This is a genomic window from Streptomyces sp. cg36 (genome assembly GCF_041080675.1).
GTDB lineage: Bacteria > Actinomycetota > Actinomycetes > Streptomycetales > Streptomycetaceae > Streptomyces.
Window position 1 is genome coordinate 4,821,411 of the sequence record NZ_CP163520.1, and the last position, 26,659, is coordinate 4,848,069.

16 protein-coding genes and 3 rRNA genes are annotated in these 26,659 nt (G+C 68.6%); 15 read left to right on the forward strand and 4 right to left on the reverse strand.

Annotation, left to right across the window (positions count from 1 at the left end; translation table 11 throughout):
* Positions 1-47 precede the first annotated feature (47 nt).
* Complete coding sequence (locus AB5J87_RS21395) at positions 48-557, reverse strand: cysteine dioxygenase family protein (protein WP_369378500.1); 510 nt, start codon at positions 555-557, stop codon at positions 48-50.
* Positions 558-1,219: 662 nt separating this feature from the next.
* On the opposite strand from AB5J87_RS21395, the gene AB5J87_RS21400 reads away from it, so the two are divergent.
* From AB5J87_RS21400 to AB5J87_RS21410, 3 genes are all read left to right on the forward strand, one after another.
* Positions 1,220-1,483: a WhiB family transcriptional regulator gene (locus AB5J87_RS21400; protein WP_067159810.1), complete on the forward strand. Its 264-nt coding sequence runs from the start codon at positions 1,220-1,222 to the stop codon at positions 1,481-1,483.
* 176 nt (positions 1,484-1,659) lie between these two features.
* Positions 1,660-5,481: a glycosyltransferase family 2 protein gene (locus AB5J87_RS21405; RefSeq protein WP_369378501.1), complete on the forward strand. Its 3,822-nt coding sequence runs from the start codon at positions 1,660-1,662 to the stop codon at positions 5,479-5,481.
* The gene (locus AB5J87_RS21410) at positions 5,478-7,052 is read left to right on the forward strand and encodes a DUF5719 family protein (protein ID WP_369378502.1); all 1,575 of its coding nucleotides are present in this window, start codon (positions 5,478-5,480) and stop codon (positions 7,050-7,052) included. Before AB5J87_RS21405 ends, AB5J87_RS21410 begins: the two co-directional genes overlap by 4 nt.
* 209 nt (positions 7,053-7,261) lie before the next feature.
* Here AB5J87_RS21410 and AB5J87_RS21415 read toward each other — a convergent pair whose 3' ends face one another.
* On the reverse strand, positions 7,262-7,738 hold the full coding sequence (locus AB5J87_RS21415) for a metallopeptidase family protein (protein ID WP_369378503.1): 477 nt from the start codon (positions 7,736-7,738) through the stop codon (positions 7,262-7,264).
* 273 nt (positions 7,739-8,011) lie between these two features.
* Between AB5J87_RS21415 and AB5J87_RS21420 the strand changes: the two genes are divergently transcribed.
* The 8 genes from AB5J87_RS21420 (at position 8,012) to AB5J87_RS21455 (ending at position 17,234) form a co-directional block, all read left to right on the forward strand.
* The gene (locus tag AB5J87_RS21420; protein ID WP_369378504.1) at positions 8,012-8,431 is read left to right on the forward strand and encodes a DUF3499 domain-containing protein; all 420 of its coding nucleotides are present in this window, start codon (positions 8,012-8,014) and stop codon (positions 8,429-8,431) included.
* Positions 8,432-8,859: 428 nt separating this feature from the next.
* Positions 8,860-10,221: a phosphomannomutase/phosphoglucomutase gene (locus tag AB5J87_RS21425; protein WP_369378505.1), complete on the forward strand. Its 1,362-nt coding sequence runs from the start codon at positions 8,860-8,862 to the stop codon at positions 10,219-10,221.
* A 249-nt stretch (positions 10,222-10,470) separates the two neighbouring features.
* Positions 10,471-10,653 (forward strand): Trm112 family protein, encoded by a 183-nt coding sequence (locus tag AB5J87_RS21430; protein WP_067159781.1) that lies wholly within the window; start codon positions 10,471-10,473, stop codon positions 10,651-10,653.
* 86 nt (positions 10,654-10,739) lie between these two features.
* Positions 10,740-11,888: an SIS domain-containing protein gene (locus AB5J87_RS21435; protein ID WP_369378507.1), complete on the forward strand. Its 1,149-nt coding sequence runs from the start codon at positions 10,740-10,742 to the stop codon at positions 11,886-11,888.
* A gap of 134 nt (positions 11,889-12,022) precedes the next feature.
* On the forward strand, positions 12,023-13,189 hold the full coding sequence (gene manA / locus AB5J87_RS21440) for a mannose-6-phosphate isomerase, class I (protein ID WP_369378508.1): 1,167 nt from the start codon (positions 12,023-12,025) through the stop codon (positions 13,187-13,189).
* A gap of 69 nt (positions 13,190-13,258) precedes the next feature.
* On the forward strand, positions 13,259-14,224 hold the full coding sequence (locus AB5J87_RS21445; RefSeq protein WP_369378509.1) for a cation diffusion facilitator family transporter: 966 nt from the start codon (positions 13,259-13,261) through the stop codon (positions 14,222-14,224).
* 567 nt (positions 14,225-14,791) lie between these two features.
* Entirely contained in the window at positions 14,792-16,249 is a 1,458-nt protein-coding gene (gene ahcY / locus AB5J87_RS21450; RefSeq protein ID WP_369378510.1) for an adenosylhomocysteinase, read from the forward strand.
* A gap of 358 nt (positions 16,250-16,607) precedes the next feature.
* Positions 16,608-17,234, forward strand: coding sequence for a hypothetical protein (locus AB5J87_RS21455; RefSeq protein ID WP_369378512.1), 627 nt, complete (start codon positions 16,608-16,610; stop codon positions 17,232-17,234).
* Positions 17,235-17,359: 125 nt separating this feature from the next.
* Here the strand turns inward: AB5J87_RS21455 and AB5J87_RS21460 are convergent, their stop codons facing one another.
* On the reverse strand, positions 17,360-18,361 hold the full coding sequence (locus AB5J87_RS21460; protein WP_369378513.1) for an RDD family protein: 1,002 nt from the start codon (positions 18,359-18,361) through the stop codon (positions 17,360-17,362).
* 136 nt (positions 18,362-18,497) lie between these two features.
* Between AB5J87_RS21460 and AB5J87_RS21465 the strand changes: the two genes are divergently transcribed.
* The 4 genes from AB5J87_RS21465 (at position 18,498) to rrf (ending at position 25,210) form a co-directional block, all read left to right on the forward strand.
* Positions 18,498-19,505 (forward strand): stage II sporulation protein M, encoded by a 1,008-nt coding sequence (locus AB5J87_RS21465; RefSeq protein WP_369378514.1) that lies wholly within the window; start codon positions 18,498-18,500, stop codon positions 19,503-19,505.
* A 578-nt stretch (positions 19,506-20,083) separates the two neighbouring features.
* A 16S ribosomal RNA gene (locus tag AB5J87_RS21470) occupies positions 20,084-21,612 on the forward strand.
* Between the two features lie 281 nt (positions 21,613-21,893).
* Positions 21,894-25,016: ribosomal RNA gene (locus AB5J87_RS21475) — 23S ribosomal RNA — on the forward strand.
* 77 nt (positions 25,017-25,093) lie between these two features.
* Positions 25,094-25,210 (forward strand): 5S ribosomal RNA (rrf, locus tag AB5J87_RS21480).
* Together the 16S, 23S and 5S rRNA genes form the textbook arrangement of a ribosomal RNA operon.
* A 121-nt stretch (positions 25,211-25,331) precedes the next feature.
* Here the strand turns inward: rrf and AB5J87_RS21485 are convergent.
* Positions 25,332-26,651 (reverse strand): DUF58 domain-containing protein, encoded by a 1,320-nt coding sequence (locus AB5J87_RS21485; protein WP_369378515.1) that lies wholly within the window; start codon positions 26,649-26,651, stop codon positions 25,332-25,334.
* Positions 26,652-26,659: the final 8 nt, after the last annotated feature.

Genomic DNA, 26,659 nt, shown 5'->3' on the forward strand with positions numbered 1-26,659 from the left:
CCCGGCCGCCCGGGGCGGAGGTCGGGTGCGGGGCGCGGGCCGGTCCGTCAGGCCGGTACGGCGTTCTGCGCGGCGGCCGTGGACAGCGCGGACTGGCTGCTGTGCATCGGCATGTCGGTGAGGCCCGGGTAGTAGATGTGCAGGCTGACGGCCGGTTCCAGCGAGTCGTTGACGACCTCGTGGACGTGGCCGGGCGCGAAGACGCGCTGCGCGCCGGCGCCCAGCGCGCGCGTGCCGCGCTCGGTGCGCTCGCTCAACTCGCCCTCCAGCACGGTCAGTACGCCCGAGGACGCCCCGTGGTCGTGCAGCCCGCTGCGCTGTCCGGGCACCCAGGACAGCAGCCAGACCTCGTATCCGGGCCCGGTGCGCAGCCGGTGGTACCAGCGGCTGACCGCGTCGTACTGGACCAGGTGGGCCCACTGCGAACGGTCGGCCGCCACGGAGCGGGCCAGGCCGACGAATTCGGCGACGGTCGCCGGGTGCTCGCGGGCGGGCTGGAGGAGGTGCAGGACCTCCAGGATGTCGCCGGCGATCTGGATGTCGCTGTTGCTGTTCATGGCTGCGGTGGTTCCTCGGCAGTGACTCAGGAAGCTGTGCGGGGGTGTCGCAAAGACGTCTTCGCGGGGGCCGTCGAAGGCACGGGAGAAGGCGGAGAAGAAGCTGGAGCGCTACGGCATCAACAGCTGGAACAGCAACAGCGGGCCTGGACAGCACTGCGGAACCCACGGACGTGGGTCGCGAAGAGCGCTGTGGTGACCGGCATGCAGTCAAAGGTGACCAAGAAGCGCCCGGCTGTCAACTCAATACCCGATATGGCCGCAATGTTTCACCTCATCCGGTTACTGTGCGCGGAGAAAGGTTTGTGCAGAGTCGCCGCCGGAGATGTGGCGCTGCGACCGCGTACGCAAACGCCGTTGCCCTCTTGTGATCGGACTGTGATCCGAGTCGCTTCCGCCGCCCGGACGCAACAAGATCGATATTTGAATCGTCTTTCCCGGGCAGGTGGGAGAGGTGCGATTGGGCCAATGGCATGTGTCATGGTTTTTGCCGATTTGAACACTTTCCGTATAGCCTTGGTTCCGCAGAGTGAATACGGGGCCCAATAGCAGATCTCGGCTTGACTGGCCCGGATCCGCACACTTGTAATTTCACTCGTGTCGTTCGCCCGAAATCGGTAACGGCAGCATCACGGGGCAGCAAAGACAGACGAGGGGTGCACATGACCGAGGTGTTCCAGGAGCTGCTGGTCGACGATGTGGACGAAGAACTCGGCTGGCAGGAGCGCGCACTGTGCGCCCAGACCGACCCCGAGTCCTTCTTTCCCGAGAAGGGCGGCTCGACCCGCGAGGCCAAGAAGGTCTGCCTCGCCTGCGAGGTCCGCTCCGAGTGCCTCGAATACGCCCTCGCCAATGACGAACGATTCGGCATCTGGGGCGGACTGTCCGAACGTGAACGCCGTCGCCTGAAGAAGGCGGCGGTCTAGCTTTTTTAGGGGGCTTTGCCCCCACCGGACCCCGTCCGGACCCCCTCCGGCTCCGCCCGGCCCCCGAACGCGGCGGACCCCCGCGTTCCCCAGCCATTAGTGTGGGGCGCTGCCAGTCAGCACAGCAGCCTCCGGGGCCCAACCCCCGGACCCCGGCCGGAGGGGCCCGTACCTCGATGTCCGTGCACAGCCAGTCGACGGCCCCGTACACCGAGGCCGCGACCCCCGAGTTCCCCAGACATGTCGTCACCGCCGTACTCGTCTCGCACGACGGCGCGCGCTGGCTGCCCGACGCCCTGGCCGGGCTCCTCGGCCAGGAACGCCCCGTGCAGAGCGCCTACGCGGCCGACACCGGCAGCGCCGACGACTCCGCCCGCCTGGTCACCGAGGCGCTCGGCGCCGACCGGGTCCTGCACCTCGCCCGCCGCACCGGCTTCGGCGCCGCCGTCGACGAGGCCGTCCGCTCCGCGGGGGTGCTCGGACCGGAGGAACTGCCCTACCTCAAGCGCCCCAGCGGCTGGGACCCCGTCTCCCGCAGCTGGCGCGACGACAGCTACGACCTCCCCGAACTCCCGCACGGCGAGCCCGTGCAGTGGCTCTGGCTGCTGCACGACGACTGCGCGCCCGCCCCGGACGCCCTCGCCGAACTCCTGCGCGTCGCCGACTCCGACAGCCACGCCGCCGTCGTCGGCCCCAAGCTGCGCGGCTGGTACGACCGCAAGCAACTGCTCGAAGTGGGCGTCTCCATCGCCCGCAGCGGTCGCCGCTGGACCGGCCTGGACCGCCGCGAACAGGACCAGGGCCAGCACGACCAGGTCCGCCCGGTCCTGTCGGTCTCCACCGCCGGCATGCTGATCCGGCGCGACGTGTGGGAGGAGCTCGGCGGCTTCGACCGCCGGCTGCCGCTGATGCGCGACGACGTCGACCTGTGCTGGCGCGCGCACGCCGCCGGGCACACCGTCCTCGTCGCCCCCGAGGCCGTCGTCCGCCACGCCGAGGCCGCGGCCCGCGAACGCCGCACCGTCGACTGCGCCGGCCGCTCCGCCGTCGACCCGCACCGCGTCGACAAGGCGGGCGCCGTCTACACGATGCTCGTCAACTCCCGTCCCGCCGCTCTCCCGTACGTGTTCCTCCGCATCGTCGTCGGCACCCTGCTGCGCACCCTCGCCTATCTGGTGGGCAAGGCCCCCGGCCAGGCCGTCGACGAGATCATGGGCCTGTCCGCGACCCTGCTGCGGCCCGGCCGCATCCTCGCCGGGCGACGCAGCCGCGGCAAGAGCGGTGTCGAGGCGAGCGAACTGCGGCCCCTCTTCCCGCCGCCCGGCGCCACCGTCCGCGCCACCGTGGAATCGGTCGCCTCCAGCCTCGGCGCGGGCACCGAGGACACCGGCGGCTCCCGGCACGGCGCCGTCGAGTCCGGCCCCGGCGGCGACGACGCCGACTTCCTGGAGATCGAGCAGTTCGCCCGGCTGAAGAAGATCGCGCGCAAGCCCGCGCCCGTCCTGTTCGCCCTGCTGCTCCTCATCTCCCTGGTCGCCTGCCGCGAACTCCTCGGCGGCAACGCCCTCTCCGGCGGCGCCCTGCTGCCCGCGCCCTCGGGCGTCGGCGACCTGTGGGGCCGTTACGCGGACGCCTGGCATCCCATCGGCACCGGCGGCACCCAGACCGCACCCCCCTACCTCGCCGTCATCGCGGCCCTCGCCGCCCTCTGCTTCGGCTCGACCGGCCTCGCCCTGACCCTCCTGCTGGTCTGCTCCGTCCCGCTGGCCGGACTCACCGCCTACTTCGCCTCCCGTCCGCTCGTCGAGTCCCGGCTGCTGCGCGCCTGGGCGGCCGTCGCCTACGCCTTCCTGCCCGCCGCCACCGGCGCCCTCGCCACCGGCCGACTGGGCACCGCCGTCCTGGCCGTGCTCCTTCCGCTGATCGCCCGCGCGGGCGTCACCGCGGCCGGGCTGCGCGGCGAGGGCCGCGGCAGCTGGCGCGCCACCTGGACGTACGCGCTGCTCCTCACCGTCGCCATGGCGTTCACCCCCGTCGTCTGGCCCGTCGCCGTACTCCTCGGGGCCGTCGTCCTCGTACTGCGCCGCGACGACCTCACCGCCTACGGCCTGCGCTTCCTCGCCGCCGTCGGTACCCCCCTGCTGGCGCTCGCGCCCTGGTCGCTGACCCTGCTCACCAGCCCCTCCGACCTCTTCCACGAGGCGGGACTGCGCTACGCCACCGGCTCGGCCTCGGCCCTCGACCTGCTCGGCGCCAGCCCCGGCGGCCCCAAGACGGTCGGCGGTCTGCTGCTCGCCGGGCTCGTCCTGGCCGCCCTCGCCGCACTCCTGCGGGGCGAGCGCGTCTTCGCCGTCCGCGCCGCCTGGGCGGTCGCCCTCACCGGCTTCCTGTTCGCCGCCCTCTCCAACAACAAGGGCTGGGCCGGCCCCGCCACCCTTCTCTACGGGCTCGCCCTGATCGCCGCCGCCGTGCTCGGCGCCGAGGGCGCCAAGGAGCGCGTCGCCGCCCACGGCTTCGGCTGGCGCCAGCCGGTCGCCGTGCTCATCGCCCTGGCCGCCGCCCTCGCTCCGCTGATCGCGGCCGGCGGCTGGATGCTGGGCGGCGCCGACGGCCCGCTGGAGCGCCGCGACCCGGTCCAGGTACCGGCGTTCGTCGCGGAGGAGAGCGGCACCCGCGACCAGGCCCGCACCCTCGTCCTCGGCGGCACCTCGTCCGCCGAGGTCTCCTACACCCTGGTGCGCGGCTCCGGCGGCCGTCTCGGCGACGCCGAACTCGCCGCCTCCGGCGGCAGCGACCCGCGCCTGGACAAGGTCGTCGCCAACCTGGTCGCGGGCTCCGGCGCCGACCAGTCCTCCCAGCTCAGCGGCTTCGCCGTGCGCTATGTGCTGGTACGCGACGGAGCACCCCGCTCGGTCGCCCGCGTCCTCGACACCACGCCGGGCCTGAGCCGGCTGAGCCAGCTCGACGGCAGTGCGCTGTGGCGGGTCGACCGCCAGGTCGCCCGCGCCGTCATCGTGCCCCCGGCCGCCTCCCCCTCCGCCTCCTCGGCCCCGGCGGGCGCCGCCGAGCCGGTGGCCGTCGCCGCCGATCCGGTGGACGTCCACACCAAGATCCCGTCCGGCGCCGACGGCCGCGTCCTGCGCATCGCCGACCGGGCCGCACCCGGCTGGACCGCGACCCTCGACGGCAAGGCCCTCAAGAAGACCACCGTCGACGGCTGGGCCCAGGGCTTCCAACTCCCCGCCGAGGGGGGCCGCCTGGACATCACCTACGCCGCCCCCTTCACCCACACCGCGTGGATCTGGGCGCAGTCGCTGCTCGCCGTGGTGCTCGTCGTGCTCGCGCTGCCGGGCCGCCGTCGCCGGATCGACGACGACCTGCCGGAGGAGGAGCAGCCGGAGCTGCCCCCCGTACGCGACGGCGAGGGGCGGCGCGCCCGCCGCCTGCGCGCCCAGGCGGAGGCCGAGGCAGCCGCGGCCGAGGCCGCCGGTGCGGGTGACGGCACCGGCCCGCAGCCCGGCGAGCCGGGGTCCCGGGGCGCCGCGGGCGACACGGACGTCCCCGGCGAGCAGGGCTTCCCGCCCCCGCCCCCCGGCGCACCCGCCGCCCCGGACCACGACCCGTACGCCACCACCTCGTACGCCTCCGAGGTCCCCCAGCAGCAGCCCTACGGCAACTGGGACTCCGCGGCCTACGCCAACGCCGACTACCCGCAGCAGCAGTACGACCCGTACCAGCAGCAGTACCAGCAGTACGACCCGTACCAACAGCAGCAGTACCCGCAGCCCCCGCAGCAGGAGCCCGCGTACGACCCCTACGGATACGGCTACGGCGGGGACCCGGCCCCGGGCCACGACGGCCAGGGCCAGGGCGGTCCGGGTCAGGGCGGTCAGGGGCAGGGCGACGGCGGCCGGATCCCCGGGCAGAACCAGGGGCACGGCCAGGGCCAGGGTCATGAGAACGAGCAGCAGCACCGCCCCGACGGGAGCCACCAGTGAACCGCAACACACTCTCCCTGATCGCCGCCGCCGTCGCCCTCGCCGCCGTCACCGGCTTCGCGTCCGTCACCGCGCCCGGGGGCGGATCGGCGAAGTCCGTCGCGAAGGGCCCGGCCCGGCTGCCGGTCGAGCGCTCCAGCCTGCTGTGCCCGGCGCCCAGCCTCTCCGACCTCGCGGAGACCACCTACACCGCCTACACCCCGAAGGGCAGCGGCGAGGGCGGCGCCCGGACGGGTGCGTCCGCCGCCTCCGGCACGGCGGTGCTGAAGCCCGCCGCCGCGCCGCTCACCGACAGCGCGCCGACACAGCCCTCCAACAAGGGGGACAAGAAGGGCAAGAAGGGGAAGACCCCCGAGAAGCCCGACCCCAACAAGGCGGTCATCACCCTCAAGGAGCCCGGCAAGGCCGCCTCGGCCTCGGCCGACGGCTCCGACGCCCCCGCGCTCATCGGCTCCGCCGACGGCCCGCTCGCCCCCGGCTGGGCAGCGCAGCAGACCACGGTGGTGTCGGCGGGCGAGAACCGCGCGGTGCTGGGTACCCGGTGCACGGACCCGGACACCGACTTCTGGTTCCCCGGCGCCTCGACCGCCAAGTCGCGTCAGGACTACGTCCATCTGACCAACCCGGACGACACGGCGGCCGTCGCGGACATCGACCTGTTCGGCAAGGACGGGGAGATCAAGCCGGATGCGGGGGAGGGCATCACGGTGCCCGCCAAATCCAGCGTCCCTGTTCTGTTGTCAACGTTGACCTCGGCGGCGGCGGACGACCTCACCGTGCACGTCACGACGCGCTCCGGGCGGCTGGGCGCGGTCGTGCAGGCATCCGACGCGAAGGCGGGCGCGGACTGGCTGTCCGCGTCGGCAGACCCGGCCGCGAGCCAGGTCGTCCCGGGCATCCCGGGCGACGCCACCGACGTACGCCTGGTGGTGTACGCCAAGGGCGCCGATGACGCCGATCTCAAGGTGCGGCTGGCCGGTGCGGGCGGCAGCTTCACCCCTGCTGGTCTGGAGGCCGTCCACGTGAAGGCGGGGATGACGGCGTCCTTTGATTTGAAGAACGTGACGAGGGGCGAGGCGGGTTCCCTTTTCCTGACCCCGACTTCGGATGGCGGAAAAACGCCCATCGTCGCGGCGGTGCGCGTAGTGCGTGGCACGGGTGACAAGCAGGAGACCGCATACATTTCGGCCACCGCGCCGGTCGGCGACCGGTCGACGGCGGCCGACAACCGGGCCAAGGGGTCGACCCTGGCGCTCACCGCGCCGGCCGCGCCCGCCACCGTGAAGGTCACCGCGTCGCCCGGCACCGAGGGCGGCGAGCCGCAGACCAAGACGTACACGGTCAAGGCCGGCACGACGCTCGCGGTCGAGCCGCCGGTCCCGGCCGGGCTCAAGGGCTCGTACGCGCTCACGGTCGAGCCCCAGCCGGGCAGCGGCCCCGTCTACGCGTCCCGCACGTTGGCGCTGCCGCAGGACGGCATCCCGATGTTCACCGTGCAGACGCTGCCGGACGACAAGGGAACGGTGGTGGTCCCGGCGGCCCGCCAGGACCTGTCGGTGCTGGACGACTGAACGGGGCCGGGGCCGGGGTCGCGGAGGTCCGGGTGAGGCCGGGGTGGTGAGGCGCAGCCAAGGACGGCCGGTGGATCGGGCGGCGGTGCGGCGCCGCCCCGGATGACGGGGGTGGCCGGGGGACGGTGAGTGATCGTCAAGGACGGCGAGGGGCCGCACAAGGGCTGGGACGGACCGCGAGAGACCGTTTCAGTCCCTTTCGGTCCTCTTCAGTCCTGTCCGTACCGCGGATCGACCGACTCCGGTGCCAGGCCGAGAAGTTCGGCGACCTGCTCGACCACGACCTCGTGGACGAGCAGGGCCCGCTCGTCGCGGCTCTTGGTGCGGATCTCGACCGGCCGCCGGTAGACGAGGATCCGCGCGGGCGACCCCTTCGCGGCGGGCAGGGCGCGCCCGAGCGGCACGGCCTCGTCGCTCCACCCGTCCTCGTCGCCCTCCGGCAGCGGCACGTCCGAGACGAGGAAGTCGACATCGGCGAGCTGCGGCCAGCGCCGCTCCAGTCGCTCCACCGAGTCCCGCACCAGATCACGGAAGCTTTCCGCGCGGCTCGCCGAGAGCGGTACCTGGGGCGGTGCCACAGGTCCGCGCATTCCGCGCCCGTGACGGTCGCGGCGGCGTGGCCGCGGACCGGGCGGTACGGAGTCGGGTCCGGAGCCGGTGTCGATGTCGGAACGGGAACTGTCCATCACTGACGCAGCGTAGCCCTCCGGAGCGCCCCGCGATCGCGGCGGCGGCCCGTTCGACAGCATGTCGTGCGATGACCGTTTCCCTACCGATTGAGAGCGATTGCCGGCCCATACTGGACAGGCGATTTCACGCCGCTTGACCGGAAGATTCTCAAGTACGGAATGTAATCGGGCCCGTAACGCACCGTGCTGCTCTCCTCCTGTGCAGGTCAGCCCAGTTGTCCACACGGCCCTTGTGCCCGAGCTCACACCGCGACACGGTGGAGTGACCCGGTGGAGAGTCGTCGCGGCCCGCTCAAGAGTGCGGTACCGTCCAACGTCGTGAGCCCTGTACGTCGCTGTTCGCGCACCGCGTGCGGCCGCCCTGCCGTCGCGACACTGACGTACGTCTACGCGGACTCGACCGCAGTCCTCGGACCGCTCGCCACCTACGCCGAGCCCCACTGCTACGACCTGTGCGCCGAGCACAGCGAGCGCCTCACCGCGCCGCGCGGCTGGGAGGTCGTGCGCCTCACCGACAGCTCGGCCCCGGGCCGCCCCAGCGGCGACGACCTGGAAGCGCTTGCCAACGCGGTACGGGAAGCGGCCCGCCCCCACGAACGCGCGGCGGAAGCGGGCGGCGCCCGCGCGGCCGACCCCATGGAGGTCGCCCGCCGAGGCCACCTCCGCGTACTCCGCTCCCCGGAGCCGTAGGGGCCGGGCGACGCGTGACGGATGGCCGGATGGCGGATGGTTGCTGACGGCTGATGGCTGACGGCTGACAGATTTCAGATTGCAGATGTCAGACGGCGGATTTCAGGTGACGGACGGCAGACGTCAGCTGGCAGATGTCCGACGACGGCTTGCAGATGTCAGATGACAGAAGACCGCCGACGGACGACCAACGCCAGACGACCAACGCCCGCCGACGGACGGCTGACGGCTGACGAACAGCCGACGGCGGACGACAGCCGACAGCTGGCAAGCAGCCGCTGACCACCGCACCAACCCCACCCCCTCCAGCCCTCACCCCACACACCGCGCGACGTTGTCCACAGGCGCCCTGGCCGCGACACCACCAGCCGGTAGCCTCGGACCAGGGGGCCGTATGTTCCCGCAGGTCTTTTCAGAAGGGTTGGGCCGTGGCTGCTGATCTGTCGCAGATCGTGAAGGCGTACGACGTCCGCGGGGTGGTGCCGGATCAGTGGGACGAGTCCCTGGCGGAGTTGTTCGGTGCCGCGTTCGTGCGGGTGGTGGGTGCCGAGGCGATCGTGGTCGGGCATGACATGCGCCCCTCCTCTCCGGGCCTGTCGGCGGCGTTCGCGCGTGGCGCGGCCCGTTTGGGCGCGGATGTCACGCTGATCGGTCTGTGCTCCACGGATCAGCTGTATTACGCGTCGGGGCAGCTGGATCTGCCGGGTGCCATGTTCACGGCCTCCCACAATCCGGCGCAGTACAACGGCATCAAGCTGTGCCGTGCGGGTGCGGCTCCGGTGGGTCAGGACACGGGGCTGGCCGACATCCGTGCCCTGGTCGAGGAGTGGTCTGAGACGGGTGCGCCGGCGGCGGGCGCGGTCCCGGGGACGCTGAGTGAGCGGGACACGCTCGACGACTACGCGGCTCACCTGAAGTCCCTGGTCGACGTGTCCGGGATCCGTCCCCTGAAGGTGGTGGTGGACGCGGGCAACGGCATGGGCGGCCACACCGTTCCCACGGTCTTCGCCGGCCTGCCGCTGACGCTGGTGCCGATGTACTTCGAGCTCGACGGCACGTTCCCCAACCACGAGGCCAACCCCCTGGACCCGGCGAACATCGTCGACCTCCAGGAGCGGGTCCGCACCGAGGGCGCGGATCTGGGTATCGCTTTCGACGGTGACGCCGACCGCTGTTTCGTGGTCGACGAGCGCGGCGAGGGGGTCTCCCCGTCCGCGGTGACCGCGCTGGTGGCGGCCCGTGAGCTGGCCAGGCATCCGGGCGGAACGGTTATCCACAACCTGATCACCTCGTGGTCCGTGCCGGAGGTGGTGCGCGAGAACGGCGGCACCCCGGTCCGTACCCGGGTGGGCCACTCCTTCATCAAGCAGGAGATGGCCAACACGGGGGCGATCTTCGGCGGCGAGCACTCGGCGCACTACTACTTCAAGGACTTCTGGAACGCCGACACCGGCATGCTGGCGGCCCTGCACGTCCTGGCGGCCCTCGGTGGCCAGGAGGCCCCGCTGTCCCGCCTCCTGGCCTCGTACGACCGCTACAGCGGCTCGGGCGAGATCAACTCGACCGTGAGCGACCAGGCGGCCCGTACCCAGGCGGTCCGTGACGCCTTCGCCACCCGGCCGGGAGTCACCACGGACGACCTGGACGGCCTGACCGTCGCCACCGCCGACTGGTGGTTCAACCTCCGCCCCTCCAACACCGAGCCCCTCCTGCGCCTGAACGTCGAAGCCCGCGACGAACCCACCATGGCAAAGCTGCGCGACGAGGTCCTCGCGCTCGTACGGGCGTAATCCCGCCGGACCGCGCGTCACCCGGGGCGGGCCGCACGGCCCCGTCCCGGGCTCCGGCCGCCCGAGGGCGCACGGGCTCCCGGCCCTGACCGCCGCAGGACGGACGGCCTGCGGCCCCGCGGCCGGACGCGCGGCCGGGACTCGGACCGGACCGGTTCCGGGCCGCCACCCGGGGCGCCTCCACGGCACCCCGGCGGTAGGCTGACGACGCCTGATCCACACGTACGAAGACGTTCCGGAAGGACCCTCATGCCGCTCGAAGCCGGCCTCCTCGACATCCTCGCCTGCCCCGCGTGCCACGCGCCGCTCAAGGACGCCACGGCCGAGGAGACGCCCGAGCTGGTCTGCACCGGCGCGGACTGCGGTCTGGCGTACCCGGTCCGCGACGGCATCCCGGTGCTCCTCGTGGACGAGGCCCGCCGCCCCGCCTGACGGGTGCACCCGGGGTCCGCGCGACCCCGTCGGCAAGCCCGCACCGAGTGACCCGGAACCCCGACACGCCCCGGAGGCCGCCGCACATGCTCGATGAGTCGCTGCTCGACGCGCCGGAAGCCCTGGCCCGCGCCGACCGACGTGGTCTGCTGCGCGGGGCGGCGGAGGCCGGTGCCCGTGTCCGTACCGCTGCCCGGCACGCCGTCGAGGCGGGCATCGCCGAGCTGCGGCCGGAGGGCCGTCCCCGGGCCGTGCTGGTCGCGGGCCCCGGCACGGCCGCCGCGGGCGTGGCCGACCTGGTCACCGCGCTGGCCGGGGCCTCCTCTCCGGTCACCCGCCTCGGCTCGACGGGCGTGGCCGCCGCGGCGGGCGCCCTGCGCTGGAACCTTCCGGGCTGGGCGGGCTCGGTGGACCTGCTGCTCATCACGACGACGGACGGCAGCGAGCCGGGCCTGGCGCTCCTCGCCGAGCAGGCGTACCGCCGCGGCTGCACGGTCGTGGCCGTCACGCCGAGGACCTCCCCGCTCGCCGAGGCCGTCGACGGCGTGCACGGTCTGGTCGTGCCCCTGGCGACGGCTCCGCACGAGCAGTACGAGGACGGCACGACCCCGGCCGCCGCGCCGAGCGCGCTGTGGGCCCTGTTCACGCCCATCCTCGCCCTGCTCGACCGCCTCGGCGTGATCGCCGCTCCTCCGGAGACGCTGGAGAAGATCGCCGACCGGCTGGACCGCACGGCGGAGCGCTGCGGCCCGGCCATCGCCACGTACAGCAACCCGGCGAAGACGCTCGCGGCGCAGCTCGCCGACTCGCTCCCGCTCGTCTGGACCGAGGGCGAGAACGGGGCGGGTCCGGTCGGCCGCCGCTTCGCGAACGTCCTGGCCGAACTCGCGGGCCGCCCCGCGCTCGCCGGTGAACTGCCCGAAGCCCTGGCCTCGCACGGTGTCCTGCTCGCCGGTTCGCTTGGGGAAGGAGCCGACCCGGACGACTTCTTCCGCGACCGCGTCGAGGAGCCCGCGGCCCTGCGCGCCAGCGTCGTGCTGCTGCGCGACCGCCCGGCGGGCGGCCTCTCCGCGGCCCCGGCCGCGCGCGAACTCGCGCTCAGCCATGACGCGCAGATCAGCGAGCTGGAGCCGGAGGAGGGTACGGAGCTGGAGTGCCTTGCCGAGCTCCTGGCCGTCACGGACTTCGCGACGGCCTACCTCGCGCTCGCGTCGACACCGGCCGAGGGCGACTGACATCGACCGAGGGCACCTTCGCCGATGCGACCGCGGCCGTACAGCCCACCGCCGCGTCAACGGCGTACGGCCGTAATCCGCACCGCATGCCATCGGAATCCGCCCGTGACCACGCGAAAGAGATCACGCGAACCATGGATCGTCTCGCCAATACCGTGCGCCCCTACGCCTGGGGCTCCACGACGCTCATCCCGGAGCTGCTCGGCACCGCCCCCACCGGCGAGCCCCTGGCCGAGATGTGGATGGGAGCGCATCCGGGCGCACCGTCCCGCATCGACCGGGGTGCGGGCGAGACCCCGCTCTCCGACGTCATCGCGGCGGATCCGTCGGCGGAGCTCGGCGACTTGGCCGTCGCCAAATTCGGTCCCCGTCTTCCTTTTCTCCTCAAAGTGCTGGCGGCAGGCGCCCCCCTTTCGGTTCAGGTGCATCCCAACCTCGCCCAGGCGCAGCGGGGTTACGCGGCCGAGGAAAGCGCGGGCGTTCCGCTCGACGCCCCGCACCGGAACTACAAGGACGCCAATCACAAGCCCGAACTGATCTGTGCTTTGACAACGTTCGAAGGCATGTGCGGGTTCCGGGCTCCGGAGGAATCCGCGGATCTTTTGGCCGCGCTCGACGTGGACTCCCTCAAGCCGTACGTGGATCTGCTGCGCGCCCACCCCGAGGAAGCGGCGCTGCGCGAGGTCCTGACGGCCGTACTGACCGCGGACCCGCACGGGATGGCGGTGACGGTCGGCGAGACGGCGGCGGCGTGCGCCCGCCTCGGCGGCGACACTTACAACGCGTACGCCTCGCTGGCGCACCACTACCCGGGCGACCGGGGCGTCCTCGCGGCGATGCTCCTGAATTACGTTCAACTCCAGCCCGGCGAGGCCCTGTTCCTCGGGGCCGGCATCCCGCACGTCTATCTGAGCGGACTGGGCGTGGAGATCATGGCCAACTCGGACAACGTGCTCCGCTGCGGTCTGACTCCCAAGCACGTGGACGTGCCCGAACTCCTCAACATCGTCCGCTTCGAGGCCAGCGACCCCGGCGTGCTGCGCCCGGAGGCGTCGGCGGCGGGCGAGGAGCTGTACGACACCCCGATCGACGAGTTCCGCCTCTCGCGTTACGTACGCGCGCGTGGCGCGACCGCCACCGACCTGACGGCGCGCACCCCGCAGATCGTCCTGTGCACGGCGGGCGAGCTGGAGCTCGGGGACCTGCGCCTGGCACCGGGGGAGTCGGCCTTCGTCCGCGCGGGCGAAAAGGCCGAGCTGAGCGGTACGGGCACCGCTTTTCGCGCCACTGTCGTGGCCTGATGCAACAATGTGCGGCCGTATGGCGGCACCCGGGCAGCCGCGACACCGACGAAGGGAACACGTGCACGTATGAGTGCGTCAGGCGGAACCAAGGCGATCGTGGCGGCGCTCGGCGCCAACCTGGCGATCGCGGTAGCCAAGTTCGTGGCGTTCCTCTTCAGCGGTTCGTCGTCGATGCTCGCGGAGAGCGTCCACTCACTGGCTGACTCCGGCAACCAGGGCCTGCTGCTGCTCGGCGGCAAGAAAGCACAGCGAGAGGCGACGCCGAAGCATCCCTTCGGCTACGGCCGCGAGCGATTCATCTACGCCTTCCTGGTCTCGATCGTGCTGTTCTCGGTGGGTGGCATGTTCGCCGTCTACGAGGGCTACGAGAAGATCAAGCACCCCCACGAGATCGAAGCCTGGTACTGGCCCGTCGGGGTACTGGTGTTCGCGATCATCGCGGAGGGCTTCTCGTTCCGTACCGCCATCAAAGAGTCGAACCAGACCAGGGGCGGGCTCTCCTGGGCGCAGTTCGTGCGCCGGGCGAAGGCCCCCGAGCTGCCCGTCGTCCTCCTGGAGGACGCGGGCGCGCTGGTCGGTCTCGTCCTCGCCCTCGGCGGCGTGGGCCTGGCCCTGGCCACCGGCGACGGCATCTGGGACGGCATCGGCACCCTCGCCATCGGCCTGCTGCTCATCCTGATCGCCCTCATCCTGGCGGTCGAGACCAAGTCCCTCCTGCTCGGCGAGGCGGCCGGTACGGAGGAGGTCGAGAAGATCCGCGCGGCCATGGTCGACGGCGACACCGTCACCTCGGTCATCCACATGCGGACGCTCCACCTGGGCCCGGAGGAACTCCTGGTCGCCGCCAAGATCGCCGTGCAGCACGACGACACGGCGGCCGAGGTCGCCGAGGCCATCAACGCGGCCGAGGCCCGCATCCGCGAAGCCGTCCCCATCGCGCGCGTGATCTACCTGGAGCCCGACATCTACAGCGCCGCGGAGGCCGCCGCGGGCCCGGACCCGGCGGCCACACCCGGCGGCACCGGTCACTGACCGAACAGCCGAACCGGCTGCGGGCCGAACAGTCGAACAGCCGTTGAGTCGAACGACCGCCTGAGCGAGTTCCCACGGGAAATCGCTCAGGCGGTCGCCGTTTGCACGGCCACCGGCCCGCGCGTACGCCCACCGGCCGCATGCGGTCCACCAGCAGAGCATCAGCAAAAGTCGCCAAAGAACCCTGTTTGCGAACCGCCCCGACCCGCGATTTCGCCACCTCGCCATCCGGATCGGACTGGGGGCGGCTGGGCCGATCGGTGTAGATTCGTGACCAGAGCCAGACGTCGCTGCTGATGGCGGTCGGTCGGTACGCCACGCGCACCGGCCGAGGGAGAGAGGGCCTCCGACGGACTGCGCTGCGTGCGCAAGCGGGCACCCCAGCGGTGCCCACGGACACCCCGGTGTCCATCCGGGCGACCGAGCCCAGGTGGACGCCTCATGTCCAGCTGGACATGTCGCTGTCCGCGTGGGGCACTGATCGCCCGCGTGGCCGCCGTCATGCCCGTACGCGCGCGCAGACCTTCCGTACTCACCCTCGACCCTTTTCACGAGGAGCAGCTCCCCATGACGACAGTCGACGCCGGCCAGGACTTCAAGGTCGCCGACCTCTCCCTCGCCGCCTTCGGGCGCAAGGAGATCACCCTCGCCGAGCACGAGATGCCCGGCCTGATGTCGATCCGCAAGGAGTACGCCGCCAGCCAGCCGCTCGCCGGCGCGCGCGTCACCGGCTCCCTGCACATGACGGTGCAGACCGCCGTGCTGATCGAGACCCTCGTCGCCCTCGGCGCCGAGGTCCGCTGGGCCTCCTGCAACATCTTCTCCACCCAGGACCACGCCGCCGCGGCCATCGCGGTCGGCCCGAACGGCACGCCCGAGAACCCGCAGGGCGTTCCGGTCTTCGCCTGGAAGGGCGAGACCCTGGAGGAGTACTGGTGGTGCACGGAGCAGGCCCTGACGTGGCCGAACTCCCCGACCGGCGGCCCGAACATGATCCTGGACGACGGTGGCGACGCCACCCTCCTGGTCCACAAGGGCGTCGAGTTCGAGAAGGCCGGCGCGGCCCCGGACCCGTCCACCGCGGACAGCGAGGAGTACGGCTACATCCTCACCCTGCTGAACCGCACCCTCACCGAGAACCCGCAGAAGTGGACGCAGCTGTCGTCCGAGATCCGCGGCGTCACCGAAGAGACCACCACCGGTGTCCACCGTCTGTACGAGATGCACCGCGACGGCACCCTCCTCTTCCCGGCGATCAACGTCAATGACGCGGTCACCAAGTCCAAGTTCGACAACAAGTACGGCTGCCGCCACTCCCTGATCGACGGCATCAACCGCGCCACCGACGTGCTCATCGGCGGCAAGACCGCCGTCGTCTGCGGCTACGGCGACGTCGGCAAGGGCTGCGCGGAGTCCCTGCGCGGCCAGGGCGCCCGAGTGATCATCACCGAGATCGACCCGATCTGCGCCCTGCAGGCGGCGATGGACGGCTACCAGGTCACCACGCTCGACGAGGTGGTCGACAAGGCCGACATCTTCGTCACCACGACGGGCAACAAGGACATCATCATGGCCGCGGACATGGCCAAGATGAAGCACCAGGCGATCGTCGGCAACATCGGTCACTTCGACAACGAGATCGACATGGCCGGCCTCGCGAAGATCCCCGGCATCGTCAAGGACGAGGTCAAGCCGCAGGTCCACACGTGGACGTTCGCCGACGGCAAGGTCCTCATCGTCCTCTCCGAGGGCCGCCTGCTGAACCTGGGCAACGCGACCGGCCACCCGTCGTTCGTGATGTCCAACTCGTTCGCGGACCAGACCCTGGCCCAGATCGAGCTGTTCACCAAGCCCGAGGAGTACCCGACCGACGTCTACGTGCTGCCCAAGCACCTCGACGAGAAGGTCGCCCGCCTCCACCTCGACTCGCTCGGCGTGAAGCTCACGACGCTCCGCCCCGAGCAGGCCGCGTACATCGGCGTCGAGGTCGACGGCCCGTTCAAGCCGGACCACTACCGCTACTGAGCCGGACCGCGGGACCCCTGCCGCTCGCGGCGGGGGGCCCGCAGGACCGCGCCCACACGGGACGGGACCCGATCCCGTCCCGTTGAGCGGGCCCAGCGGGCTTCAGGCGCGGCGGAGAGAGCTCCTCGGCCGCGCCTCAGCCCGCCCTCCACTCCGGAGCAGCGGCACGCACAGCGGCAGTGACTGGCATGCAGCGAACCGCTACAGCGCACTGGTACGAAGGCAGGCCCCCGGACCCCCGTGCCGGGGGCCTGCCTCGTACCTCACGCCGTACGTGAGCACCGCGCACGCACACATCCGGTACGCACACGACACGTACAACGGTCCACCCCTACGCCTTCGAGGACCACGAGACCCCATGCCCCGCGGCCGGTATTCGCTTCACGATCCGCACGATCACACCCCCCTCGGCGAAGAACACTTCCACTGCGCGCCAGGCCCTTCCGGCTGGCGTTACGTCTCTCAGACCACCACCCCCTCCGGCGACCCCGCCGGATCCGTCGACCTCGCACTCGACGACCTCGGCCGCCCGATCCGTCTTGAATTGCACGCCGGGAGCTGGCAGGTGCGGGGCGCCGCCCTCGACGGCGTCACCTGGGTCCGCACCGACCCCACCGGCACCCATGCGACCGAAGGCAATGTCCCCGCCCATGCCTTCACCGGCACGTCCCCGGCCTTCCTCATCGCCACGGCACGTCTGCTGCGCCTCACCCCCGGTTCATCCGCGGCCCGCGTACGCCTCGTCGCCTTCACCGACCCGGTCCTGGCACCCCGCACCCTCGACCAGTCCTGGGCCTTGGTGAACAGTGAAGCGCACCCCACTGACAACGGCCCCCTGACCGTGGACGAATACCAGGTCAGCGCCCTGGACACGGGGGAGCAGCACATGATCCACATCGCGGGGGACGTGGTTCTCGCGGCCCCGGGAATCGAGCTCGAAGCCCTCGAATCACCGCCGTCGAACTGGCCGGACCTGACGTCGTAGCTCCTCGGCCGACCGAGTCGGCAACTGCCTCAAGCGCCCGACCGCCCAGCGGCCACCGCGGCTTCTGCGGGGGAAGGCGTGCCGACTGTCCTGGAAGCCGCGCCGCAGGATCCGGAACGGCCCGGTCAGGCGGGCGGGACGAAGCCGGTGGCGGGTGGTGCCTCGCCCGCAGGGCCCGAAGACGACGGGACAGAAGGCTGCGGCGCGGGGGCGGTGGGCCCGCCGCCGTGAGGGGGCGATGCGGGCCAGGAGCCGAAGCCGCCCGCGGCATCCGCGACCGGTGCCCCACCGGGAACGCCGCCGGGACGGATACCGAAGCCCTCCGCGTGCCCGGCCGTGCCGCCGCTGCCAGCCGAGCCGCGCGAGCCGGTCACCTGTCCGGATCCGAATGCCCGTCGTGCGTCCCGCGCCTGGCGCTCGCTCAGCACGGCGGCCAGATAAGCGGCCGGCGGCACGCCCTCCGGCGCCGGCACCCCCGTACGCGCGGCCAGATCGTCGGCCAGCCGGACCGCCATCCCCCAGCCGACCTGGGCGTCCAGCTGTCCCATGCGCGTCAGGTACTGGCGTATCGCCAGCCACAGGGCGTCCGGCACACCCGACAGGTCCAGCCCGGAGAAACGTCCCACCAGCCACGCGGGCGGAGGTGGCAACGCGCCGGCCCGTCCAGCGGGCACCTTCTCCCGTACGACCAGGGTTCCCGCGAACACGTCCCCGACGCGGCGCCCGCGCTCCGACACCAGAGAGGCGATGCAGGCGACGACCCCGAAGGTCAGCAGGATCTCCACGACACCCATCGCGCCACGCACCAGCGCGTGGCGAAAGCGGATGGGGCCGCCGTCATCCCGCACCACTCGCAGGCCGCAGACCAGCTTCCCCAGCGATCGCCCGTGCGAGAGCGTCTCGACGGCTATGGGCGCTCCGACGAGTACGAGGACGAACAGCGCGACGGACAGGGCCGCACGAGCCGCGTCATCGAGCGACGCCGTCGACAGCAGCAAGGCGAACGAGACGATCAGATAGACGGTCCAGGCCGCCGCCATGTCGATGACAAGCGCGAGTGCGCGACTGGGCAACCGCGCGGGGCGCAGCCCCAGCACGACCGCGTCCCCCGTGACCAGCGCACTCACCGATACCCACCCTTCACCGACGCCGTCAGAACAGCGACCTTCCCCGACTCTCGGAAACCTCAGTCTGCCAAGCTGGCCCGCAGCGCGCCGCAGTAGTACGGACCGTATGCACCCAGTGCCTGGAGCAGCAGCCACCATGGACCTCGACGTCTTCGTCACCGCCCACCACCCCGAGTGGGACAGGCTCGACCACCTGCTGCGCCGCGGCCGTCGCCTCACGGGCGCGGAGGTGGACGAACTCGTCGCCCTCTACCAGCGCACGTCGACGCATCTGTCCCAGATACAGTCCGCCGCCCCCGATCCACAGCTCACGGCCCGCCTCACGCAGCTCGTCGCGCGCGCACGCGCGACGGTGACCGGTACCCGCCGTTCCTCCTGGCGGGACGCGGCGCGCTTCCTGACCGCTGGATTCCCCGCAGCCGTCTATCGCGCGCGTAGATGGTGGATTCCGACAGCACTGCTGTCGACAGCGCTGGGAGCCGTCATCGGCTGGTGGATCGCGACGCACCCGGAAGTCCAGGCGTCGATCGCCGCCCCCGACACCCTCCGTGACATGACGCGACCGGGTGGCGAGTACGAGACGTATTACTCCAGCCACCCGGCGGCATCCTTCGCCGCCCAGGTCTGGACGAACAACGCGCAGGCCGCGGCGGTGTGCCTGGTGCTCGGCGCTTTCCTCGGCCTGCCCGTCCTGTGGGTGCTGTTCGCGAACATGCTGAACCTCGGAGTCGGCGCCGCTCTGATGTCGTCGGCCGGCCGTCTCGGCACGTTCCTGGGCCTCGTCCTGCCGCACGGCCTGCTCGAACTGACCGCTGTCTTCGTCGCGGCGGGTACAGGGCTACGCCTTGGCTGGACGGTCATCGACCCCGGCCCCCGCACGCGTCGCACCGCACTCGCGGAAGAAGGCCGCGCGGCCCTCGGCATGGCGATCGGCCTAGCCCTGGTCCTCTTCGTCTCCGGCGTCATCGAAGCCTTCGTCACGCCTTCGGGGCTGCCGACGTGGGCGCGCATCGGCATCGGCATCGGCGCCGAGCTGGCATTTCTTGTCTACGTGTACGTGCTCGGTGGCCGAGCCGTGCGTGAGGGCGAGACGGGTGACGTCGAGGTGTCGGACCGCAGCGCGGGGCTCCCCACCGCCGCGTGATGTGCGGACGACCCCTCTGACCTGGTACTGTCCTCTTCGCCCACAAAAACCGTTGACACGGTCGGAGTGGGGAGGTAGATTCAAACGGTTGCGCCGGACTGGACAAGTCCGAGCGAACTGGCTAACATCTCTCTCGCTCTCACCGGAAATTGAATTTCCGTAGAGCCATCTTCGATTCGATTCGAAACATGATGCCGATTAGCTCGGCCGAAATGCTTCTGATAGAGTCGGAGCCGCCGGAAAGGGAAGCGCGAAAGCGAAGACCTGGAAAGCACCGAGGAAATCGGATCGGAAAACGATCTGATAGAGTCGGAAACGAAGGAAGAGCCCGGAGGGCCCGGAAACGGGAACAAAGGAAGCGTCCGTACCTTGAGAACTCAACAGCGTGCCAAAAGTCAACGCCAGATTGACAACCCCGGCCCACCGCTCGTCGGTTGGGTTGGAGGTTCCTTTGAAAAGTCCTGCCGGTCCATGTGACGGGCAGGCAACAACACAGCGAGGACGCTGAGGACGACTGGTCTTATTCCGACCTGGTCGTTCCGCTCTTACGTGTGTGTGCACCGGATTACCGGTAAACATTCATGGAGAGTTTGATCCTGGCTCAGGACGAACGCTGGCGGCGTGCTTAACACATGCAAGTCGAACGATGAACCACTTCGGTGGGGATTAGTGGCGAACGGGTGAGTAACACGTGGGCAATCTGCCCTTCACTCTGGGACAAGCCCTGGAAACGGGGTCTAATACCGGATACGACCTGCCGAGGCATCTTGGCGGGTGGAAAGCTCCGGCGGTGAAGGATGAGCCCGCGGCCTATCAGCTTGTTGGTGGGGTAATGGCCTACCAAGGCGACGACGGGTAGCCGGCCTGAGAGGGCGACCGGCCACACTGGGACTGAGACACGGCCCAGACTCCTACGGGAGGCAGCAGTGGGGAATATTGCACAATGGGCGAAAGCCTGATGCAGCGACGCCGCGTGAGGGATGACGGCCTTCGGGTTGTAAACCTCTTTCAGCAGGGAAGAAGCGCAAGTGACGGTACCTGCAGAAGAAGCGCAATAAGCTAACTACGTGCCAGCAGCCGCGGTAATACGTAGGGCGCAAGCGTTGTCCGGAATTATTGGGCGTAAAGAGCTCGTAGGCGGCTTGTCACGTCGGATGTGAAAGCCCGGGGCTTAACCCCGGGTCTGCATTCGATACGGGCTAGCTAGAGTGTGGTAGGGGAGATCGGAATTCCTGGTGTAGCGGTGAAATGCGCAGATATCAGGAGGAACACCGGTGGCGAAGGCGGATCTCTGGGCCATTACTGACGCTGAGGAGCGAAAGCGTGGGGAGCGAACAGGATTAGATACCCTGGTAGTCCACGCCGTAAACGTTGGGAACTAGGTGTTGGCGACATTCCACGTCGTCGGTGCCGCAGCTAACGCATTAAGTTCCCCGCCTGGGGAGTACGGCCGCAAGGCTAAAACTCAAAGGAATTGACGGGGGCCCGCACAAGCAGCGGAGCATGTGGCTTAATTCGACGCAACGCGAAGAACCTTACCAAGGCTTGACATATACCGGAAACGGCCAGAGATGGTCGCCCCCTTGTGGTCGGTATACAGGTGGTGCATGGCTGTCGTCAGCTCGTGTCGTGAGATGTTGGGTTAAGTCCCGCAACGAGCGCAACCCTTGTTCTGTGTTGCCAGCATGCCCTTCGGGGTGATGGGGACTCACAGGAGACTGCCGGGGTCAACTCGGAGGAAGGTGGGGACGACGTCAAGTCATCATGCCCCTTATGTCTTGGGCTGCACACGTGCTACAATGGCCGGTACAATGAGCTGCGATGCCGCGAGGCGGAGCGAATCTCAAAAAGCCGGTCTCAGTTCGGATTGGGGTCTGCAACTCGACCCCATGAAGTCGGAGTTGCTAGTAATCGCAGATCAGCATTGCTGCGGTGAATACGTTCCCGGGCCTTGTACACACCGCCCGTCACGTCACGAAAGTCGGTAACACCCGAAGCCGGTGGCCCAACCCCTTGTGGGAGGGAGCTGTCGAAGGTGGGACTGGCGATTGGGACGAAGTCGTAACAAGGTAGCCGTACCGGAAGGTGCGGCTGGATCACCTCCTTTCTAAGGAGCACAGCACCGATTGCAGGCAAATGTTCTGCACGGTCAGCTCATGGGTGGAACGTTGACTATTCGGCACTTCCTCAAGGGATTTCACTAGTACTGCTTCGGCGTGGAACGTGACAGACCGCGGGGGAGGGCCGGGCACGCTGTTGGGTGTCTGAAGGCACGGGCCTGGCCCGTTGTACTTCAGTCGCCTAGCCCCAGTGCACTCACCACGTTGTGGTGGGGTGATGGGTGGCTGGTCGTTGTTTGAGAACTGCACAGTGGACGCGAGCATCTGTGGCCAAGTTTTTAAGGGCGCACGGTGGATGCCTTGGCACCAGGAACCGATGAAGGACGTGGGAGGCCACGATAGTCCCCGGGGAGCCGTCAACCAGGCTTTGATCCGGGGGTTTCCGAATGGGGAAACCCGGCAGTCGTCATGGGCTGTCACCCATGCCTGAACACATAGGGCATGTGGAGGGAACGAGGGGAAGTGAAACATCTCAGTACCCTCAGGAAGAGAAAACAACCGTGATTCCGGGAGTAGTGGCGAGCGAAACCGGATGAGGCCAAACCTACGGCGTGTGAGACCCGGCAGGGGTTGCGTCGTGGGGGTTGTGGGATCTCTCTTCTGTCGTCTTTACGACAGGACGAGTCAGAAACCGTTGATGTAGGCGAAGGACATGCGAAAGGTCCGGCGTAGAGGGTAAGACCCCCGTAGCTGAAACATTGACGGCTCGTTTGAGAGACACCCAAGTAGCACGGGGCCCGAGAAATCCCGTGTGAATCTGGCGGGACCACCCGCTAAGCCTAAATATTCCCTGGTGACCGATAGCGGATAGTACCGTGAGGGAATGGTGAAAAGTACCGCGGGAGCGGAGTGAAATAGTACCTGAAACCGTGTGCCTACAAGCCGTGGGAGCGTCGCGCATTGAGTTTACTCAGTGCGTCGTGACTGCGTGCCTTTTGAAGAATGAGCCTGCGAGTTAGCGGTGTGTAGCGAGGTTAACCCGTGTGGGGAAGCCGTAGCGAAAGCGAGTCCGAACAGGGCGTTTGAGTTGCACGCTCTAGACCCGAAGCGGAGTGATCTAGCCATGGGCAGGTTGAAGCGGAGGTAAGACTTCGTGGAGGACCGAACCCACCAGGGTTGAAAACCTGGGGGATGACCTGTGGTTAGGGGTGAAAGGCCAATCAAACTCCGTGATAGCTGGTTCTCCCCGAAATGCATTTAGGTGCAGCGTCGTGTGTTTCTTGCCGGAGGTAGAGCACTGGATAGGCGATGGGCCCTACCGGGTTACTGACCTTAGCCAAACTCCGAATGCCGGTAAGTGAGAGCGCGGCAGTGAGACTGTGGGGGATAAGCTCCATGGTCGAGAGGGAAACAGCCCAGAGCATCGACTAAGGCCCCTAAGCGTACGCTAAGTGGGAAAGGATGTGGAGTCGCAGAGACAACCAGGAGGTTGGCTTAGAAGCAGCCACCCTTGAAAGAGTGCGTAATAGCTCACTGGTCAAGTGATTCCGCGCCGACAATGTAGCGGGGCTCAAGCGTACCGCCGAAGTCGTGTCATTGCGATATGTACCCCCAACGGGGATCGTGATGGGTAGGGGAGCGTCGTGTGCCGGGTGAAGCAGCCGCGGAAGCGAGTTGTGGACGGTTCACGAGTGAGAATGCAGGCATGAGTAGCGATACACACGTGAGAAACGTGTGCGCCGATTGACTAAGGGTTCCTGGGTCAAGCTGATCTGCCCAGGGTAAGTCGGGACCTAAGGCGAGGCCGACAGGCGTAGTCGATGGACAACCGGTTGATATTCCGGTACCCGCTTTGAAACGCCCAATATCGAATCAGGCGATGCTAAGTCCGTGAAGCCGCCCTGGAGCCTTCGGGCAAAGGGGAGTGGTGGAGCCGACGAACCAGACTTGTAGTAGGTAAGCGATGGGGTGACGCAGGAAGGTAGTCCAGCCCGGGCGGTGGTTGTCCCGGGGTAAGGGTGTAGGCCGTGTGGTAGGCAAATCCGTCACACGTTAAGGCTGAGACCTGATGCCGAGCCGATTGTGGTGAAGTGGATGATCCTATGCTGTCGAGAAAAGCCTCTAGCGAGTTTCATGGCGGCCCGTACCCTAAACCGACTCAGGTGGTCAGGTAGAGAATACCGAGGCGTTCGGGTGAACTATGGTTAAGGAACTCGGCAAAATGCCCCCGTAACTTCGGGAGAAGGGGGGCCATCACTGGTGATCCGATTTACTCGGTGAGCTGGGGGTGGCCGCAGAGACCAGCGAGAAGCGACTGTTTACTAAAAACACAGGTCCGTGCGAAGCCGTAAGGCGATGTATACGGACTGACGCCTGCCCGGTGCTGGAACGTTAAGGGGACCGGTTAGCTTGGATTCGTCCAGGCGAAGCTGAGAACTTAAGCGCCAGTAAACGGCGGTGGTAACTATAACCATCCTAAGGTAGCGAAATTCCTTGTCGGGTAAGTTCCGACCTGCACGAATGGCGTAACGACTTCTCGACTGTCTCAACCATAGGCCCGGTGAAATTGCACTACGAGTAAAGATGCTCGTTTCGCGCAGCAGGACGGAAAGACCCCGGGACCTTTACTACAGTTTGATATTGGTGTTCGGTTCGGCTTGTGTAGGATAGGTGGGAGACTGTGAAGCTTGTACGCCAGTACAGGTGGAGTCGCCGTTGAAATACCACTCTGGTCGTGCTGGATGTCTAACCTCGGTCCGTGATCCGGATCAGGGACAGTGTCTGATGGGTAGTTTAACTGGGGCGGTTGCCTCCTAAAGAGTAACGGAGGCGCCCAAAGGTTCCCTCAGCCTGGTTGGCAATCAGGTGTTGAGTGTAAGTGCACAAGGGAGCTTGACTGTGAGACCGACGGGTCGAGCAGGGACGAAAGTCGGGACTAGTGATCCGGCGGTGGCTTGTGGAAGCGCCGTCGCTCAACGGATAAAAGGTACCCCGGGGATAACAGGCTGATCTTCCCCAAGAGTCCATATCGACGGGATGGTTTGGCACCTCGATGTCGGCTCGTCGCATCCTGGGGCTGGAGTCGGTCCCAAGGGTTGGGCTGTTCGCCCATTAAAGCGGTACGCGAGCTGGGTTTAGAACGTCGTGAGACAGTTCGGTCCCTATCCGCTGTGCGCGTAGGAGTCTTGAGAAGGGCTGTCCCTAGTACGAGAGGACCGGGACGGACGAACCTCTGGTGTGCCAGTTGTCCTGCCAAGGGCATGGCTGGTTGGCTACGTTCGGAAAGGATAACCGCTGAAAGCATCTAAGCGGGAAGCCTGCTTCGAGATGAGGACTCCCACCACCTTCGAGTGGGTAAGGCTCCCAGTAGACGACTGGGTTGATAGGCCGGATGTGGAAGCACCGTAAGGTGTGGAGCTGACCGGTACTAATAGGCCGAGGGCTTGTCCTCAGTTGCTCGCGTCCACTGTGTTAGTTCTGAAATAACGAACAGCTGTGTCAACACCAGCGTTCAAATTTTCATAGTGTTTCGGTGGTCATAGCGTTAGGGAAACGCCCGGTTACATTCCGAACCCGGAAGCTAAGCCTTTCAGCGCCGATGGTACTGCAGGGGGGACCCTGTGGGAGAGTAGGACGCCGCCGAACAAATTTTAGCCTCAGTCCCCGAACCGTATGGTTCGGGGACTGAGGCATTTTTGCGTTCAGGGTCTTTTCTGCCGGCATCGCCCGCATTGGACCGAAGTCGGCATCGCCGGATCATTTGCTGTTACAGCCGTCCCGCCGCTTTGAGCTCCAGATACGCATCGGCGAGTGCCGGAGCGAGTTCTTCTGGAGTGGCATCCACAACGGTGACGCCATGGCGCTTCAACTGCTCGGCCGTGCGGCGGCGCTGTTCCCTTGTTCTGCTGGCTGCGGCGGCCTCGTACACCGCTTCTACCGTGCCCCGGCCCTTCGCCATCTCCTCGATGTGAGGGTCGGCGACGGCGGCCACCAGGACGGTGTTGCGCTGGGTGAGTTGAGGGAGGACCGGGAGCAGCCCTTCCTCGACGGGAGCCGCGTCCAGACTGGTCAGGAGCACGATCAGGGAGCGGCGCGGAGCGTTGGCGAGCGCTGCGGCGCTCAAGCCTCGGGCATCCGTTTCCACGAGGGCGGGTTCCAGCGGAGCAAGTGCGTTGACCAGGCTGGGGAGGAGTTCACCGGCCGCCCGGCCTTGGACCTGGGCGCGTACGCGGCGGTCATACGCGAGGAGATCGACACGGTCGCCCGCTCGGGAGGCGAGGGCGGCCAAGAGGAGCGTGGCGTCCATGGCGGCATCGAGGCGAGGGGTGTCTCCTACGCGGCCGGCCGAGGTGCGGCCCGTGTCCAGGACGACGAGGATGTGGCGGTCGCGCTCGGGGCGCCAGGTGCGTACGGCGACGGTGTTCTGGCGGGCGGTGGCTCGCCAGTCGATGGAGCGGGTGTCGTCGCCGGGAACGTAGGTGCGCAGGCTGTCGAACTCGGTGCTTTCGCCCCGGGTCAACACACTGGTGCGGCCGTCGAGTTCGCGCAGCCGGGCCAGCCGGGAAGGCAGGTGCTTGCGGCTGGTGAACGGCGGCAGGACGCGTACGGTCCAGGGGACGCGGTGGCTGCCCTGCCGGGAGACGAGGCCGAGAGGCCCGTACGAGCGAATCGTGATGCGTTCGGAGTGGCGGTCGCCGCGTCGGGCTGGGCGGAGGACGGTGGTGAGACGGCGGCGCTCGCCTGCCGGGACCGTCAACGTGTGCCGTGAGGGGTCCGGTTCGGTGGCTGCGGGGCCGGAGGGCCAACTGCTGGGCGGCCAGGCGTCCCTGAGCTGGGTACGGAGCTGGCGCGCCGAGGGATTGGTGACCGTGAGAACGACCTCGGCGGCGTCACCGAGTCGAACAGACGTATCACCGTTTCGGGTGAATTGGAGCTTACGCACTGGCGCGGCGAGGGCGTAGTCGCACATCATTGCGAGTGTGAGGGGGGCGTTGACCGCGAGCATGCCGGCCCAGCTCGGTGCCCATACGCCGACGGGAATGGAGCCGAGCGCGGCGAGCAGCGCGGTGCGTCCGGTGAGAGCCATGGCCGGGG